Annotated in this window: 13 protein-coding genes, 1 tRNA gene and 1 pseudogene; 4 read left to right on the top strand and 11 right to left on the bottom strand. The window is 58.5% G+C overall.

Annotated elements, in window-relative coordinates; genetic code table 11:
• The 5 genes from NW860_RS01665 to NW860_RS01645 all read right to left on the bottom strand — a co-directional run.
• Nucleotides 1-262, bottom strand: a 262-nt coding sequence (locus NW860_RS01665; protein WP_414512015.1) for a hypothetical protein, incomplete at its 3' end; no start/stop codon positions are given.
• 80 nt (nucleotides 263-342) lie between these two features.
• Nucleotides 343-415, bottom strand: a tRNA-Ala gene (locus tag NW860_RS01660).
• Nucleotides 406-1032 carry a Uma2 family endonuclease gene (locus NW860_RS01655; protein ID WP_414512014.1) on the bottom strand — a complete coding sequence of 209 codons (627 nt, stop codon included), beginning with the start codon at nucleotides 1030-1032 and terminating at the stop codon, nucleotides 406-408. The genes NW860_RS01660 and NW860_RS01655 overlap by 10 nt, the downstream gene beginning before the upstream one ends.
• Nucleotides 1033-1114: 82 nt before the next feature.
• On the bottom strand, nucleotides 1115-1411 hold the full coding sequence (locus tag NW860_RS01650) for a hypothetical protein (RefSeq protein WP_414512016.1): 297 nt from the start codon (nucleotides 1409-1411) through the stop codon (nucleotides 1115-1117).
• A 138-nt stretch (nucleotides 1412-1549) separates the two neighbouring features.
• Nucleotides 1550-1849 carry a ferredoxin gene (locus NW860_RS01645; RefSeq protein ID WP_414395897.1) on the bottom strand — a complete coding sequence of 100 codons (300 nt, stop codon included), beginning with the start codon at nucleotides 1847-1849 and terminating at the stop codon, nucleotides 1550-1552.
• Nucleotides 1850-2290: 441 nt separating this feature from the next.
• Between NW860_RS01645 and NW860_RS01640 the strand changes: the two genes are divergently transcribed.
• A complete protein-coding gene (locus tag NW860_RS01640; RefSeq protein WP_414512013.1) occupies nucleotides 2291-4024 on the top strand; it encodes an Ig-like domain-containing protein in 1734 nt (577 codons plus the stop codon).
• A 114-nt stretch (nucleotides 4025-4138) separates the two neighbouring features.
• Nucleotides 4139-6958, top strand: a complete 2820-nt coding sequence (locus tag NW860_RS01635; RefSeq protein WP_414512012.1) for a tetratricopeptide repeat protein — start codon at nucleotides 4139-4141, stop codon at nucleotides 6956-6958.
• Here NW860_RS01635 and NW860_RS01630 read toward each other — a convergent pair.
• Genes NW860_RS01630 through NW860_RS01620 form a run of 3 tightly spaced genes read right to left on the bottom strand, consistent with a single transcriptional unit; the run spans nucleotide 6945 to nucleotide 10494 of the window.
• On the bottom strand, nucleotides 6945-8063 hold the full coding sequence (locus NW860_RS01630) for a glycosyltransferase (RefSeq protein ID WP_414512011.1): 1119 nt from the start codon (nucleotides 8061-8063) through the stop codon (nucleotides 6945-6947). The genes NW860_RS01635 and NW860_RS01630 overlap by 14 nt on opposite strands.
• Before the next feature lie 20 nt (nucleotides 8064-8083).
• The gene (locus NW860_RS01625; RefSeq protein ID WP_414512010.1) at nucleotides 8084-8953 is read right to left on the bottom strand and encodes an FkbM family methyltransferase; all 870 of its coding nucleotides are present in this window, start codon (nucleotides 8951-8953) and stop codon (nucleotides 8084-8086) included.
• Between the two features lie 26 nt (nucleotides 8954-8979).
• The gene (locus tag NW860_RS01620) at nucleotides 8980-10494 is read right to left on the bottom strand and encodes an FkbM family methyltransferase (protein ID WP_414512009.1); all 1515 of its coding nucleotides are present in this window, start codon (nucleotides 10492-10494) and stop codon (nucleotides 8980-8982) included.
• A gap of 122 nt (nucleotides 10495-10616) precedes the next feature.
• Here NW860_RS01620 and NW860_RS01615 point away from each other — a divergent pair, with 122 nt between their 5' ends.
• Both NW860_RS01615 and NW860_RS01610 read left to right on the top strand, forming a co-directional pair.
• Nucleotides 10617-11222, top strand: a complete 606-nt coding sequence (locus NW860_RS01615) for a hypothetical protein (RefSeq protein WP_414512008.1) — start codon at nucleotides 10617-10619, stop codon at nucleotides 11220-11222.
• Between the two features lie 15 nt (nucleotides 11223-11237).
• Complete coding sequence (locus tag NW860_RS01610; RefSeq protein WP_414512007.1) at nucleotides 11238-12086, top strand: hypothetical protein; 849 nt, start codon at nucleotides 11238-11240, stop codon at nucleotides 12084-12086.
• A gap of 2 nt (nucleotides 12087-12088) precedes the next feature.
• On the opposite strand, the gene NW860_RS01605 is transcribed toward NW860_RS01610, so the two are convergent.
• From NW860_RS01605 to NW860_RS01595, 3 genes and pseudogenes are all read right to left on the bottom strand, one after another.
• On the bottom strand, nucleotides 12089-13357 hold the full coding sequence (locus tag NW860_RS01605) for a class I SAM-dependent methyltransferase (protein WP_414395881.1): 1269 nt from the start codon (nucleotides 13355-13357) through the stop codon (nucleotides 12089-12091).
• Between the two features lie 52 nt (nucleotides 13358-13409).
• Nucleotides 13410-14532 (bottom strand): annotated as a pseudogene (locus NW860_RS01600) (ABC transporter ATP-binding protein).
• Nucleotides 14533-14778: 246 nt separating this feature from the next.
• Nucleotides 14779-15219, bottom strand: a complete 441-nt coding sequence (locus NW860_RS01595) for an Hsp20/alpha crystallin family protein (RefSeq protein ID WP_414512006.1) — start codon at nucleotides 15217-15219, stop codon at nucleotides 14779-14781.
• Between the last annotated feature and the right edge of the window lie 152 nt (nucleotides 15220-15371).

The raw sequence follows: 15371 nt of genomic DNA, 5'->3' as shown, positions 1-15371 counted from the left end.
GGATCTCTTGCCGCATCTCTCTCATCTCTTTCGCCATCTCGTCAGTGCGGCGCTCAATAGCCCGGGTGCGCTCGTCAAAGCGATCCAGGGCCTCGCGGAAAAACTGCGCCAGCATCGCCTGCCCCTCGCGCAGCTCTTGAATGAGAAGCTGCTGATTTTGTTGGACGAGGCGCATCTCTTGCTGAGCAGCTTTCAGCTCTTGCTGGGAAGCTTGCAGTTCCTGGATGGCGCGGATCAACCACTGCTCTTGCTCAGGTGTCATCGCTAGCGGCGCTACAGAACAAAAAATCCCCGTACCCCAACTCCCCCTCTTTTTGGGAGAGAGACTAGGGGCAAGGGAAATGGAGAGTAGGGAACTCGAATCCCTGACCTCTGCGGTGCGATCGCAGCGCTCTACCAACTGAGCTAACTCCCCGTGCCTTTACTAGGATAACCTGAATCGGCAGCCAAGATCTCCCCCGCCTGCAACTCTAGCTCTACAAAAACCTTTGAGGGCACCCGCTCGGATCCCTTTAGCTCCAGCAGGTCGTACCAGCCCTCGTGCAACAGCAGCAGGCTTACTTTCTCTTCCAAAGGGTCCACAATCCAGTACTCACCAATCCCCAAGACGCAGTACTCCGCCCGCTTGGCCCGGTAGTCTGCTGCCCGGCTGGACTCGCTCACCACCTCCACCACCAATAGCGGCGGCGGGTCTTCTAGACGAATCAACGCCTCTCGGGATCCCATCTCCTGCCACTGCTGCAAAGGCAGCACCACCACATCCGGGATCCGCACCGTATCCCAGCGGTTGCCCCGCGGCGACTGGATCCCAATGGCCATCTGCTGCGATGTCCAAGGCAAACCTTGCCGCTGGATCTCGGTTCGAAAAGCCGTGTTGAGGAAATCTACGATCTGACCATGCCGTCCGGTTGGAAGGGCCATAGGAACCAACTCCCCCGCCACCAGCTCATAGCGGGTGTCGCTGCCATCTGAATAAGCAAGGTATTCCGCCAAGCTCAGGCGAGCTGTTGGGGGTGCGGAAACGGATCCCATGGCCAGAGCCATAACTTCTCTGTTGCCATCCTAGCCTTCCAAAATAAAACCCCTTAGGAAGAGGGGCTAGAGGTCGCTTGGGCTACCGCCGTTCCAAAAAGTCGCGGCGCAGATCCCGGATCTCTTGCCGCATCTCTCTCATCTCTTTCGCCATCTCGTCAGTACGGCGCTCCAACGCTTCCGTGCGGCGTTCAATGGCGCGAGTGCGTTCGTCAAACCGCTCGAGGGCCTCCCGGAAGAACTGCGCCAGCATCGCCTGCCCCTCGCGCAGTTCCTGAATAAGAAGCTGCTGGTTTTGTTGGACAAGGCGCATTTCTTGCTGGGCAGCTTGCAACTCTTGGACGGCACGAATTAGCCACTGCTCCTGCTCAGGTGTCATGGCTAGCAGGTGTTGCGGTGCTACAGAAATCATACCGCCCTAAACCTCTCGCTCTGGGAGAGGGGCTGCTCAAAGCAAAACCCCCCTTCCTTAGGAAGAGGGGCCAAGGGTAGGGACGGAAACTCAAGCTCGATCAGTTCAGTAAAGGGCTTCTTCTTGGTGGGTGATGATGGTGCAGTCAGAAGTAGGGTAAGCTACGCAGGTCAGCACATAGCCCTGGGCAATCTGGTCGTCATCCAGGAAGGATTGATCGCTTTGATCCACGGTGCCGCTCACCAGCTTGCCAGCACAGGTCGAGCAGGCTCCGGCGCGGCAGGAGTAGGGCAGGTCGATCCCTTGTTCCTCCGCCACGTCCAGAATGTACTCGTCGTCCGGCACATCGATGGTGACGTCCAGGCCCCGCTCTTCGTTGATCAACCGAACTTTGTAGACAGCCATCCTGCTTGGGTCTCCAGAAAAAACGTCCACTCCTCATCCTGCCACCCTTCTGCCCCGGGTCAAGCACCATTTTTTGGAGAAGTAGGCAAATCTTCCGGTTTCTTAGGGTCGGAGCGGAGAAACCTTTCCGGCCACGTCACACCTCACCTGCCCTGCTGCCTTGGCCAAGCCTCAACCCCGCCCATTCGAGCAAGCTGATGTTCGTTGTCTGTGACCCAGATCACTCCCTATTGGCCCGGAAAAAGTCGACAACTCTTGCCAAAGCTGCTGCATCTGCCTGTATGATCAGCACAGTGGTACAGACTAGCCACCAAACAGGCGTGTCTGCGTCTCCCCCCGATTGGTTATTTCCAGGAGGCTTAGATTGCCCTAAGCGGGCCAATCGGGTAAGTTAAGGAAAGTGTCTAGCCGAACCCTGCTTTTTTGGTTAAGAGGAGCAACATGAACGGAACAATGCACAAGTGGCTCTTGAAGTCACTGGGGTCTCTGTCTCTCGCTTCCACAGCGGTGCTGCTGCCCCTGCTGCTCACCGGTTGCGGTGAAGAAAGCAGCACCGGCACTGTCGCACCCACACCGACTCCTACCCCCACGCCGACTCCTGCCCCCACGCCGACTCCCACTCCCACACCCGCAGGCCGCGTCATCAGCATCAGCCCTGCAGATGGGGCGACCAACGTTGCTATTAATACTCGCATTGTCATTCGCTTCAGCGAGCCGGTGCGGGAGGCTCCTTTGGCCCAGGCTCTTCGCATTACTTCCGTAGCGCCGCAAGAGGGGAGGGTGCCGCCGCGAGACATCGCCTTTAACGCCGACCGCACCGAAGTTACCATCACCTTCCGCGAGCCACTGAGCAATGACTCGGTGTATCGGGTTACCATTTCGCGGGCGGTGCCAGATCTGTTTGCCTCAGGGCGCAGTTTGCCGGAAGATTTTGTAGCCACCTTCACCACTGGCAATGTGGCTGTTTCGGGCGACCCGATTAGCCTGCTGCCGACGCAACTGGCAGCAATTGCGCATAGCGGGCAGGTATTCTCCAACCCAGTTGTGGTGCCAGTGGGCTTTGGCATTCGTCGCGCTAGCGCAGCCGAGAACATCCCAGTGGGGGTTTACACTGACTACCGCGCTGTGCTTTCCTTTCCAATCCCAACCAGCATTCCAGCCAACGCGGTGGTGCAGGAGGCGCAACTAACGCTGGTGCAGTTGCCCTCCAACGACTCGGCCACCATTCCTGGTATTGGCGACAGGGGACGGGGCTTCTTCTTCCTGGATCCGACGCCCCACAACCTGCCGGCCAACAACGTGGTGTTCCAGGAAGTGACCTTGGGTGCGCCCAACAACGTGGTGTCCAGCGACTTCTTTGCGCCGGCTTCCAGCCCCACCTTTGTGGCTCTGAGCATCAACGGCAACGTGCTGGGCAACGATGTATCGGCTGGGCCGCGTACAGCAGATGTGCGGCCTGGGGTGCAGCGGGCGGTGTCAGGCTCCCGCTTCTACCAGGTGCGGCTGCAGTGCGCCAGGGAGGTGTGGAACAACCAGGCTACCGCTGTGTTCCCCACTCTCTCCATCTCCGTCTCCAGCTCGGCCAGTGGCACGGCCAGTGGCGCTCCTGCCTTCCAGGCGGCGGCTACCATTGCAGCTGCGGTTACAGGGAGTGCAATTAGTAGTGGCACTATCGCAACCTACCAAGTTGATACGACCAACACTGTTACGGCCACGATTACCCTTTTGGCCACCAACCCGATAACGGTGAGCTTCAGTGCGGCGGGCAGCACCTTCTCGACCTTCTTGCCCACCAGCAGCACGACCATTAACCAAACTGGCCTGCAAGTTGGCCAGCTTGGTATCGCAGCAAGCTTTACCTTTACGGGCCCACCGGCCACAACAACCGGAACCAACGCTATCGCCTCAACAACCTTCCAAGCAGGCCCTGTCAACCTGACCCTGGTTATCCCCAACCAGACCTTCTCCTACACGGCCAGCTTCTCGGTCAGCTTCAGCACCAGCACCAGCGTGGCGGGGACGCCAGCTAATGCGGCTGGTTTTGAGATTAGCCAGGGGGCTACGGGCACCTGCCGGGCCGAGTTCGACAAAGAGCCGGCTACAGGCACGGGTGCTGCCCCCATCACCACCGCTCGCGGGCCACGGCTGGATATCCGCTTCACCATCCCGCGCTAGTGGCTGCCTAGCTGCTTGAAGCACTGCGGGCCTGAGCAATCAGGCCCGTTTTTTTCTCATGGGATCCAGGTAGGTATAGAATCAGGAGCTATGGAGTCTAAGGATCCAGGCCAAGTGACACTCGACACCTTTGTGGCCATCTTGGAAGCGGCCATCCGCCAGCACGAAGCCGGGGATCTGCAGCAGGCGGAAGGGGCCTACCGTCAGGTGCTGGCTCTCCAGCCCGAACAGCCCGATGCCCTCTATTTTCTGGGCATCCTCTGCTACCAGACGGGCCGCCTGGAGGAGGCTGCAGCTCATCTAGCCAAAGCTGCGCAGCTTCGGCCGGATCAGGCCGCTTTTCAGAGCAACTTGGGGGCAGTGTACCAGGCCCTGGGCAAGCTGGAAGCAGCTATCGAATGCTACAGCCAAGCGGTGGCTCTGCAGCCGGATCACCTGCAGGCCCTCTTCAACCTGGGCCTCTGCCACTTTCAACTGGGCCAGTATGACCAAGCCGAGGAGTATTACCGGCGGGCCCTGGCCCTGCAGCCCCAAGATCCTCAGATTTTGACAGATTTGGCCCACATTGAGCGGCAAAAAGGGCGGCTGGCAACGGCCATCGACCATCTAGAGCAGGCGCTGGCGCTAGAGTTTACCCCAGAGCGGGCGCAAGAACTGGCAGAGCTCTGCCGCGAGGCAGGGCAGTTGGAGCGTTCTGTTGAGCTCTATTGCCAGCTCCTGGAGCAGGATCCGCAGCGGCCAGAGCTACACAACGGCCTGGGCCTGACTCTAGCAGAGCAGGGGAAGTGGGAGGAAGCGATTGCCGCCTTCCGGCGGGCGCTGGAGCTGGATCCACAGCGGGTGGAAGCGCACATCAACCTGGGCACTGCTCTATTGGAGCAGGATCAGCCGGAGGCGGCCATCGAGGCCTATCGGGCAGCCCTGGCTCTGCAGCCGGATCGCCCGCGGGTTTACTTCAACCTGGCCACGGCTTTTCGCAAGCTACAGCAGCCGGAACGCGCTTTGGACTACTACCATGTGGCCATTGGCCTGCAGCCAGACTACGCCGAGGCCCATCGCGGCTTGGCCAACCTTCTGTCAGATCGCAAGCTGCGCAAGGTGTTCTCCAATGGACTGCTAGACAGCATGGCCCACCTCAGCCGCGCTTTGGGCGTGCGGCCCGACTTTGCCCAAGCCTACTTTGAGGCCGGCTGCCTGCTGCTGGATCAACTAAGGTTTAAGGAGGCCATCCCCCTGCTGGAGAAGGCGCTGGAGTACAAGCCCGATTTTGCCCTGGCCTACAACAACCTGGGCCTGGCCTACCGCCACCTCAACGAGCCGGAAAAAGAGGAGATCCAGTATCGCCAGGCGCTGGTGCACGACCCGCAACTGGCGGAAGCCTACTGTAACCTGGGGCTGCTGCTGCAGAGCCAACACCGCAACGCCGAGGCTCTGCCAGTGCTGCAGGAGGCGGTTCGCCTCAAGCCGGACTTTGTGGAAGGGCACCGGGCGCTGGGATCCGCCTACAAGGAGTTAAACCGCCTCAGCGAAGCCCTGGAAGCCCTCGAGCAAGCCCTGGCGCTCAAGCCGGACGACCCTTCCACCTACGCCGTGCTGGCAGGGGTTTACCTACAGCAGTGCCGCCACAAAGAGGCCATCCAAGCCTACCGCAAGTCGGCCAAGCTGGCGCCGGGGGTGATCGCCTTCCACGGCAACATCCTCATGGGCTTGCACTACGCTCCCGATTTCGATCCCGAAGAGACGCTGCGAGAGCACAAGAAGTGGGGGGATGCCACTCAGGCTGCAGTGGCCCATCTGCGGCGGCCCTACCACCGGGATCGCGACCTAAAGCGGCCTCTGCGCATTGGCTACATCTCCGGCGACTTCAAGCTGCACTCGGTAAGCATGTTCTTTGAGCATGTCTATAACCACCACGACCACGAGCGCTTCCAGATCTACTGCTATTCCAACACACCGCACCCAGACATGGTGACGGAGCGGATGAAAGAGAAGGCCGATGGCTGGCGGGATATCTACAAGATCCGCTCCGACGTGGAAGTGGCCGAGCTCATCCACGAGGACAAGATCGACATTTTGGTGGATCTGGCTGGCCACACCGCCTACAACCGCCTGGGGGTGCTGGCGCTCAAACCTGCCCCCATCCAGGTCACCTATCTAGGCTACCCCAACACCACTGGTTTAACCTTGGTGGACTACCGCATCACCGACGCCTATGCCGATCCGCCGGGCATGACGGAGAAATACCACACGGAAAAGCTGATGCGGCTGCCCAAGAGCTTTCTTTGCTACAACCCTGTGGATATTTTCCCGCCGGTTTCCGAGCTGCCGGCCCTCTCGGCGGGCTACATCACCTTTGGCTGCTGCAACAACCCCACCAAAATTACCCCCAACGTGGTGGCCGTGTGGGCAGAGATCCTCAAGCGGCTCCCTAACGCCCGTATCTTGCTCAAGAACATGCGCTACACCGACAGCAGCGTGCGCGAGATCTTCTGGGGGCACTTTGAGGAGCACGGGGTGGATCGGCAGCGAGTGCATCTGGTGGGGGATCGCCAGAGCATTCCAGAGCACCTCCAGATCTACAACGAGATCGACATTGGCCTGGATCCGTTCCCCTACAACGGCACCACCACCACCTGTGAAACTCTCTGGGGCGGTGCGCCGGTGGTTGTCCTGGCGGGGAATGCCCACGTCTGCCGCGTGGGGGTCTCCATCCTCACCAACGTGGGGCTGCCGGAGCTAGTGGCCCAAACCCCGGAAGAGTATGTGGAGATCGCCGTCAACCTGGCCAATGACCTGGAGCGGCTGCGGCATCTGCGCCACAACCTGCGAGACATGATGGAGAAATCGCCCCTGCGGGATCCCCAAGGCCACGCCCGCGCCCTGGAGCAGGCCTACCGGCAGATGTGGAAAAACCTGGTCGCTAGCGGGCAGTAGCTTTTTCTGCGGATTCTTTGCGAGGGGGAGCAACCCGGTCGAAGATCTCCCAGATTTTGGCGGCAACGGTTGACCAGCTCAGCTCCTTGGCTTGCTCTAGCCCTTTGGCAATGAGGGGAGAGCGCACGGGATAGCTCTGGATGCGCTCTAAAGCGTTGGCCAACTCCTGAAGGGATCCTTGGCAGAGCAAGGCCGCTGCCTCCTCTTTCTGGGCAACACTCCCTTGCCCCTCTCGGTAATGCACCACTGGGCAGCCACAAGCCATGGCTTCCAAAAGACTGCTGGGGCGGAAGGTGGCGTGGAAAATCAAAGCCAGGGCGGAAGAGTAGGCGCAGGCCAACTCAGGATTGCTGAGGCTGAGGTAACGAATGCCTTCCCGCTGCGGCAGTTGCGCCCTAATAGGATCCACCTGAAGAGGAGTAGGAAAGGCGAAGACTAGCTCGGTGCGGGAGAGCTTTTGGCCTTGCAGGATCTCCCACGCCTGGCTAACGGCTTGAATGCCACGGTAATCGGCCAAATGCTCGGGCAAAACGGCCAAGAAGAAGGGGCGAGTCAACTGAAACTTGCGGCGAAACTCGGCCATGGCATCGGGTGCTGCAGGCTTGGCCCAGCCCTCAATAGCAGGGTAGACCAGCGAAATCTGATCTGGAGGAATGCCGGGGTAGTAGGTTCTAAGGCCAGCTAGAACCTCATCGGAAAAGACAATGTAGTGGGAAGCAGCTAGGATGGCATTTTTTTTCTCCAGATACTCTGAAGAAAACTGGCTGCCGGCTTCTGCCTCCAGATCGTAAACAAAGGCAATGGAAGGGGTGGAAAGGGGAGTGGTGTAGCCAGTGGAAAGAAACAGGCGTGCCTCGAGTTGGTCGCAGACACTCTGCAAGCCAGTGCGATCTTCTGCGGCTTCCTCGAAACTAAAGCGAGGGATCTCCGAAAAAAAAGTTCCCGGCGGCAGCCAAGTCTGGCCACGGGTGAGCACCACAAACTGCGTCGCTTTCTTTGCCTTCACCCACTCTTCAATGAGGCTTAGCCAGAGATAGGACTGATCTAAAGCTGGCGAGCGGAAGAACCCTCCCGACTGCCATATCACCCCATCGATAACGATCATCCTTCCCCCTCTTAATCTAGTTAAGAGACGTTGAGAGCGGCGAACATCTTGGCCAGGTAGAAGTCTTTGTAGCGCGTCTTAGCTATTTGATCGTGAACGCCTAGAATGAAAGCCACTAGGTCATAGGAGAGGTAAACCTCGTGCAAGACTACTGCCATGGCCAGCCGCTGACGAGCAGAGAGGTGATCTAAGTGCATGAAGTTTTTCACGTAGACATAATCGCACCAGAGGACTTGCGTGTAGGGCCGATAGGTCCTGGCCGAGAAGGGCTTAAGGCAAGCGCCAAAGTTACTCGTCATGCCGTGGAGCAAGAAACCCTGCTCCCTAAGGGCAATATCCACGTCACTAAAAAGGGGCTGATTCTTGTAGAGGGGAATGTACTCCACCTCGGTTTGGATGACAGTTACATGCTGTAGGGTTTTGCTGGCACCGCGGATAACATCCAGCTCGGCTCCCTGAACATCCATCTTGAGAAAGTCCACTTCGCCCAGCTCGGGGATGTCATCCAAGCGGGTAGTCTGGACTTCCTCAACTCGGTTTACCTTGCAAACTTCCGACAGGTTCTCAAAATGCTGCGCCAGATCCTGGTCGGGCTCGTAAAGAGAGGAAGTGTAGCCGACGTTGGTGAAATAGAACTTGCGCCGGGATCCATCCCCAATGAAGTAGGGAAAGTACTGCCGTCTGACCTGGTCGGCGCGGGGAGCCTCAGCCAGAGCCCTAGCATTCAGCTTTTCGCATTCTTCTTTTTGGGGCTCAAATCCTATCACTTGAGCATGCCCTTGCTGAACCAGCTTGTCGAAGTTATCGCCGCCCAGGAACATTGCCCCTACGTCCACAATCCTAATCAGGGGCATGTCATCGCCGAGGATCTCACTAATCGGGAAAGGCATCTTTTTACTCCAAAGAATGAAAACGGCTAGATTAGACCGGCTTCGCTCACCCAAGAAAACCGACGGGGGTGCACAGCAACCAGGTTGAGCGCAGTTGGCATTTGCACAGAAGCCTGAACAGTGCTCAGATCTTGGATTACCGGGTTATAGACATAAATAAGATAACCCCACTCAGCAAGAAGCTTTGCCGATTCCAAACCGGAAAACTGACCGGTACTTTGATTCTCAAACAAGATCACCGGAGCGCAAGTCTCAATGAGCTTTCTACCGCCCTTCAAAACAGGAACCTCTGCCCCTTCCGCATCGATTTTGACGAGATCAATGTTGGGGCTGCCCTCTGAAATCCATAGCTCATCTAGGGTAACCTGCTGCACCGGACGGGTTTCTTCCACAACCGACATGGGATCCGTAACGATGCGGTTGAAAACGCTGGCCCCTTCGCAAACTAGATAAACCTCGCGAGACTCTTCGCCTACCGCAGCTTCCACAACTTGCACGGATTGGTCGAGCTTGTTTTGAGCGACCGTTGCCTGCAAGCACTGCACACATCCCGGCGTAGGTTCAATGGCATAGACTTTCCCAGTTTTGCCCACACAGCGGGCAAAGAGAAAGGTGTAAACCCCAACGTTGGCCCCAACGTCAATGGCCTTCATGCCCGGCTTGAGGATTTGCCGACACAGCTCGATTTCACTCTCAAACCAGCGATCTTGAGCCAGGAGGACGAAGGTCACAATGCTTTTAAGATCTGGCTCTAGCCTTAGCTTGTACCCCTCATACTGAGTCCAAATTTCCATACTAGCCACCGCCTCCGAGGCTGGATCTCCGTTAGGAGGCGTTTCTAACTCTTGCTCTGCTGAATCCGACTCCGCCTTGGAGGGATCCTGCCGCGGAATGTAGCGATCTAGAGCCAGTTGCAGCACTTGCAGGGCCCTGTCCTTCTGCCCAGGGAAATGGTCGGCTATTTTCTGCAGCAAGAAAGCCCCTTCCGGCTGCGCTTGGGCTGCCGCATTCATGGCAACCACCATCTGGGCCTCTAAGTCCTCTGGGTCAATGGCTGCAGCCAGCCGCCAGTAGGGCAATGGCTCCGGTCGGTAAACGACTCCGCTGTTGTGAGCTAGCCAACGGGCTAGAGTGTGGAGGTAGCGCTCGCGGGGGCCAAGGCGGGAAGCAGAAGCGGCCTTAGAAGAGCGGCGGGCCTTTTTGCTAGCAGAAGCCAGACGAGGGGGATCCCAAGCCAGCCTGGGCTGGGATCCAGTTAGGCCCAAGCTGGGATCTTCTAGGTAACGCTGGGTCAACAGCCGGGAGAGCAGCTCTTTTCCCTCTTGGAGGGCCGTGTGGTAGCTTCCCAAGGCCAAAAGGGCATGGAGGCGATTAAACTGACAGGGGAGATGATTGGGATCGAGATCCAAACCCTGCCGCCAAGCTGCCAAAGCCAGGGCCCAGGCTGCACGTCGCTCCCGCGAGGTTTTGGCTTGCTGGGCCTTCAGGCAATGAGAGATGCCCAGCTCATTACATTCATCGGCAGTGGTGGGGATCCCCATGGCTTGGCTGACTAAGCTGCTGGACTATCCTATCACTTTGCCGGAACTCATCCTTCTCTGAAGCAGCAAAAGAGAGGTAGTCTATCTAGGGAAGCAGTGCTGCTTGTTGTTGAGGAGTGTTCATGGTGCGTCGTTTCCCAGGCTGGATTGCTGCTGCCGCCTTGGCAGGGGGGATCGCCTGTACCCAGGCAGCTCCTGTGCAGACTCCTGACCAAGTGGTGAGAACCTTTATTGCAGCCGCTGAGAAGGGGGACTGGGGCACGGCAGACAGCTACCTGACGGAGCGCTTCAGCAATGCCCTCCGGCCGGGATCCCTGCCTTCAGCTTGGGGCATGGCGGGGAAAAACGTGCAGGTGCGCAACCAAGAGGTGAGCGGGAAGACGGCCTACGTGTGGGTGGAGGGCACAGACTCGCTGGAGGACGCAGCCCAGCGTCTGGGGCTGGATCCCTTGACGTTGCGGAAGTACCTGACCAAGCCGGATCTAGCCGATCCAACATATCAGCAGTTGGCCCCGCAACTGGTGGGCCTACGCCTGGAAGGAGACACGGTGACCTCCCACGTCAAGATCACCCTCTACCAGCAAGACCGCGGCTGGCGAATTGAAGTGTGGCAGCCAGACAAGCCCCCTGCAGAGGGATCCCAGCCGGAAAAGGCAGAAGAGTCGGCGGATCCCAAGCCCTCTCCCTCTCCGACAGAGGCTGGGCAACCTGCCAAAAATCAGCAGTGAAGTGGCGAGGGAAAGGTGCTGAAAAAACCCTGGTTCTTGCTGGCCCTGCTCTTGCTAAGTGGCTGCGGGCAACCCCAAACCGCCAAAGAGACGCTGCAGGTGTTTGTGCAGGCGGCCAACAAGCGGGACTTTGCCACAGCAGAATCCCTGCTGACGCCGCGGCTGTTGAGAGGGATCCCGCCAGGGGCTTTGGATCAATCCTGGCCATCCGCCGAGGAGTTTAATCTCACTTCTATCGAAGAGGTGGGCAATACGGCCATCTTTCGGGTGGAGGCAATCCTGAAGCCAGAAGCGGTGGTGCCGACTTTGCGCTTCCAGTTCACTGCCGAGGAGCTGCAACGATTTTTAACAGAGCCGGATCGGGAGGATCCCCGGTTTCGTCCTTTTCGCTCCCAGTTGGGCTTCTACGAGCCTTTGCCGGAGGGTCGGCTGCGCGCAGTTATGGAGGTTACCCTCTATCGCCAGGCTCAAGGGTGGCGGGTGGAGTTGGCTCGGCTGCAGCCTTTAAATACAGAGGTTCTCTACGAGCCAATCAAGTTAGCGGAAGAAGCACAGCCTTTCCAACTAACTGGGACGGTGCGACTTCTCAACCGCAAGGAGGGCTGGATTGGGGTCAACTTGGAAAAAGTCAGCCCCAGCTTGGAGCGCTACGCGGGCACGTGGGTCTCGGTGGTTCCCGCTGAGGAGGTGCAAGTGACTCGCCTTGGCCGCTCTGCCAGCTGGCTGGAGCTGCGCCCAGGGGATGAGGTGGAGATGGAGGGCAAGGTGCGCTTTGCTGTCAATGCCGACGCCAAAGGACGGATCCCAGCGGCCATCCGGGCTGAGCGCATCCGGGTGGTGCAGGCCGCCAGCTCTTCTCCCTGAACCTAGCGCAAAGGCGAGTGCAACAACACCACCAGCCGCTCTTCCAGGAACTTGAGGTTGGCCACCACTTGGTTAAAGGCCTCCTCGGGAGTCCAGTCCATGAGATCTAGGGCCTTGGCCGCCAGGGCCTGTACAGGAACAGGCTCTTCTCCAAAAACATCGATCAACCAGCGCACCGAGAAGGGATCGATGACGATGTTGCCTTCAGATCCCGGCCAGCCGTTGATGTTGACCGGGCCATTGTCGCGGATGGCATTCTCGAAGGCAACTCTGGCATTGAGCCGCAGCAACAGGGGGTGGGCTTGCACAGATCCCTCCCGCCATTCTTCTGGCGTAAAGGGAGGTGCTGGACTGGGGCGTGGGTGGCCGCACCAAAAATCAATCAGCCGGGTTAGGTTGGGAAAGATCAGCTCGATAAAGTGCAGCAGCTCCTCTTGGCTGAGCTTTTTAAGGTGGCGTAGGGTATAGGGAACCGGCTTGGTGAGGACTCGCTCCAGCTTCCACTGCTGCCAATTGACCATGCTGATGAACTCCAGCCCGGCCTGGCGCAGCATCTCAAACACCTGGGGCACCGTAAAGCCTTTGTCGCTGCGCAGCAGGAAGTTGGCCAGGATCCCGTTGGTGGTTTTGATGGCGTCCCCCTTCCAGTGGCTTTTGACGAAGCTGCCCTCGTGAAGGGCATCCATCAGCTCCCTGAGGATGGGGACAGCCTTGGCAGCGGGCTCGTCCATCACCCCCAGCAGCTCCATGGCATTTTGCATGTTGAAAATAAACTGCCGCTGATAGAGGCTGTGGACATTGGTGCGGATAATCCCCTCTGGCTTTAGCACCTGGCGCATGCCTTTGAGCCCGGCCACCGGATCCTCTAGCAGGTAGAGGACGTCGTTGCAGGCGATGAAGTCGAACTGTTGCCCCAGCGCCCTCATATCGGTGATATCCATCACCTCGAAGCGCACATCCGGGATCTGGTGAAACTCAAGGCGCTGCCGGGCTATCTCCAGCGACTTTGGCGAGATATCCACCCCGACAAAGGTAGCACCTGGATTGGCCGTGGCTAGAACCAGCGTTTCCCAGCCGGAGCCGCAGCCGGCGTTGAGCATCACTTTGCCCTCGGGCTTGACCACCTTGCGATCTCGCACGTAGTAGGCGGTGGTGTAGCTGTTGGCAAACAGGGCAAAGGTATCCGTAACCGTCTGCTCAATCGGGACATTCGGGTAGGGAAATTCGTCAAACTGCGCCTGAACCAAGCGGGACGTCGATTGCTCCGGCATAGGGATCCCTGCCTCTGTAGGACTGATTAGGATTCTAAAGCGATTCCAGGGTTTAACCTAGGCGCTGCTCGGTTTCGGGATCGAACAGGTGGAAGCGCTCCATGTCGAAGATCACTTCCGCCCACTGGTTGACGCGCAGCTGGGTACGGGGATCCACGCGGGCAATAAACTCCTGCTCGGCCAGGATCCCTTCTCGGTCGCTGGTGCTGAGATAGAGGATTACTTCATGGCCCACCAGCTCCGTTACCGAGACCTTAGCCCGCACCGGGGTAGGTTGAATCCCTGGGGGTTGGTAGTGGGGATCGTGGATGTTTTCTGGGCGGATGCCGAAGATGACCGACTTGCCGACGTATTGCCAATAGGGCTCTGCCTGGTGGGGCGGGATGGCCACGCGGAAGGCGCCGGTATCGATCCAGAGGGTGCCCTCCTGCTCCCGCAGCTTGGCCTGGAAGAAATTCATGGCGGGGCTGCCGATGAACCCGGCCACAAACAGGTTGGCCGGGCGGGTGTAGAGGGTGTGGGGGGTATCCACCTGCTGCAGGCGGCCATCCTTCATGACGGCGATGCGGTTGCCCATCGTCATGGCCTCCACCTGGTCGTGGGTAACGTAGATATAAGGTGGTGCCCAGTTGCATGTGCAACTTGCTGATCTCGGCCCGCGCCTGTACCCGCAGCTTGGCATCCAAGTTGGAGAGGGGCTCATCCATCAAAAACACCGCCGGATTGCACACGATGGCCCGCCCGACGGCAACCCGCTGCCGTTGCCCACCCGAAAGTTCCTTGGGCTTGCGGTTGAGAAGGTGCTCGATCCCAAGGCGCTTGGCCACCCCCCTAACCCGGCTTTCGATCTCCGCCCGTGGCAGGCCGCGCAGCTTGAGGCCAAAGGCCATGTTCTCGGCCACGGTCATGTGGGGGTAGAGGGCATAGGATTGGAAGACCATGGCGATATCCCGATCCTTGGGGGGGACATCGTTCACCCGTCGATCGCCAATGTAGATGGAGCCGGCGCTCACTTCTTCCAAGCCGGCCAGCATGCGCGGGGAGGTGGTTTTGCCGCAGCCGGAGGGGCCGACAAAGACGAGAAATTCCCCGTCTTCGACGGTGATGTTCAGGTCATGGACGGCGGTGGTGTCTCTGTAGCGCTTGGTAACGTGTTCGTAGGTAACGCTGGCCATGCTCTCAACCTTGGCTCCGTTGCGCACTCAAACCCTATCCAAAGCGGCGGGCAAAAGTCCAATGGGGTTCGGTTTAAGTTCGCTAGGGAAGGCTGGGGATCACTGCAGCGAACCCGATTTATTCCTGCTTGAAATGAGCGCAAGCTGAAAAACCAAAACGCAAAAAAGGACTAAAAAAGGGTAGGCGATGAGCCTACCCCTATGGGATCTTTTTTCCTCACGGAAAATTGCCTAACCTCTAGGCCATCAGGAGACAACGCTCACTTTGACCACTTGGGCTTTTTCAGAGTCGGCCTTGGGCAAGGTGAGGGTGAGGATCCCATCTTTGTATTCGGCTTTCACCTGGTCTTGCTTGATCCGGTTGGGCAGCGGGATCACCCGTTGGAAGCGCCCGTAGCGGAACTCGCTGCGGGTTACGCCTCTGTCCTCGGAGCGTTTCTCAAAGCGCCGCTCGCCGCTGATGGAGACTGCCTCCGCTGTCGCTTGGATATCCAGATCTTGGGGGTTCAGGCCGGGCAGCTCCAGCCTCAGGGTAATGGTCTCCGGATCGTCGTGCATTTCCACTGCCGGCACGAAGGCAAACGCCTCGGTCTCCGTAGGACGAGCCATCAGCCGGTCAAACATCCGGTTCATTTCCCGTTGAATTTCGTCAATTTCCCGAAAGGGATCCCAGCGAACAAGGGCCATATCCACCCACCTCCTGTTGATTTTCTTTAAGCTTTGCCTCGGAGGCTTTAGCATAGCCTCCGTACATCAGCCTAAGCCGTCTGGCCCAATCAAGGTGTAGAGTTTTCTAGACATCTGTTGGGGCATTTCCCCTACGAAAAGCAAGCAAAAGC

The sequence above is a fragment of the Synechococcus sp. F70.1 genome, assembly GCF_047502745.1.
Classification (GTDB): Bacteria; Cyanobacteriota; Cyanobacteriia; order Thermostichales; family Thermostichaceae; genus Thermostichus.
Note: the sequence above shows the minus strand (reverse complement) of the source record. Positions and strands in the feature narration are given on the sequence as shown.

Coding starts and splice junctions, on each gene's coding strand:
- NW860_RS01655 (WP_414512014.1), bottom strand. CDS start 1,032: ATGGGATCCGTTTCCGCACCCCCAACAGCTCGCCTGAGCTTGGCGGAA.
- NW860_RS01650 (WP_414512016.1), bottom strand. CDS start 1,411: ATGACACCTGAGCAGGAGCAGTGGCTAATTCGTGCCGTCCAAGAGTTG.
- NW860_RS01645 (WP_414395897.1), bottom strand. CDS start 1,849: ATGGCTGTCTACAAAGTTCGGTTGATCAACGAAGAGCGGGGCCTGGAC.
- NW860_RS01640 (WP_414512013.1), top strand. CDS start 2,291: ATGAACGGAACAATGCACAAGTGGCTCTTGAAGTCACTGGGGTCTCTG.
- NW860_RS01630 (WP_414512011.1), bottom strand. CDS start 8,063: ATGATCGTTATCGATGGGGTGATATGGCAGTCGGGAGGGTTCTTCCGC.
- NW860_RS01625 (WP_414512010.1), bottom strand. CDS start 8,953: ATGCCTTTCCCGATTAGTGAGATCCTCGGCGATGACATGCCCCTGATT.
- NW860_RS01620 (WP_414512009.1), bottom strand. CDS start 10,494: ATGGGGATCCCCACCACTGCCGATGAATGTAATGAGCTGGGCATCTCT.
- NW860_RS01615 (WP_414512008.1), top strand. CDS start 10,617: ATGGTGCGTCGTTTCCCAGGCTGGATTGCTGCTGCCGCCTTGGCAGGG.
- NW860_RS01605 (WP_414395881.1), bottom strand. CDS start 13,357: ATGCCGGAGCAATCGACGTCCCGCTTGGTTCAGGCGCAGTTTGACGAA.
- NW860_RS01595 (WP_414512006.1), bottom strand. CDS start 15,219: ATGGCCCTTGTTCGCTGGGATCCCTTTCGGGAAATTGACGAAATTCAA.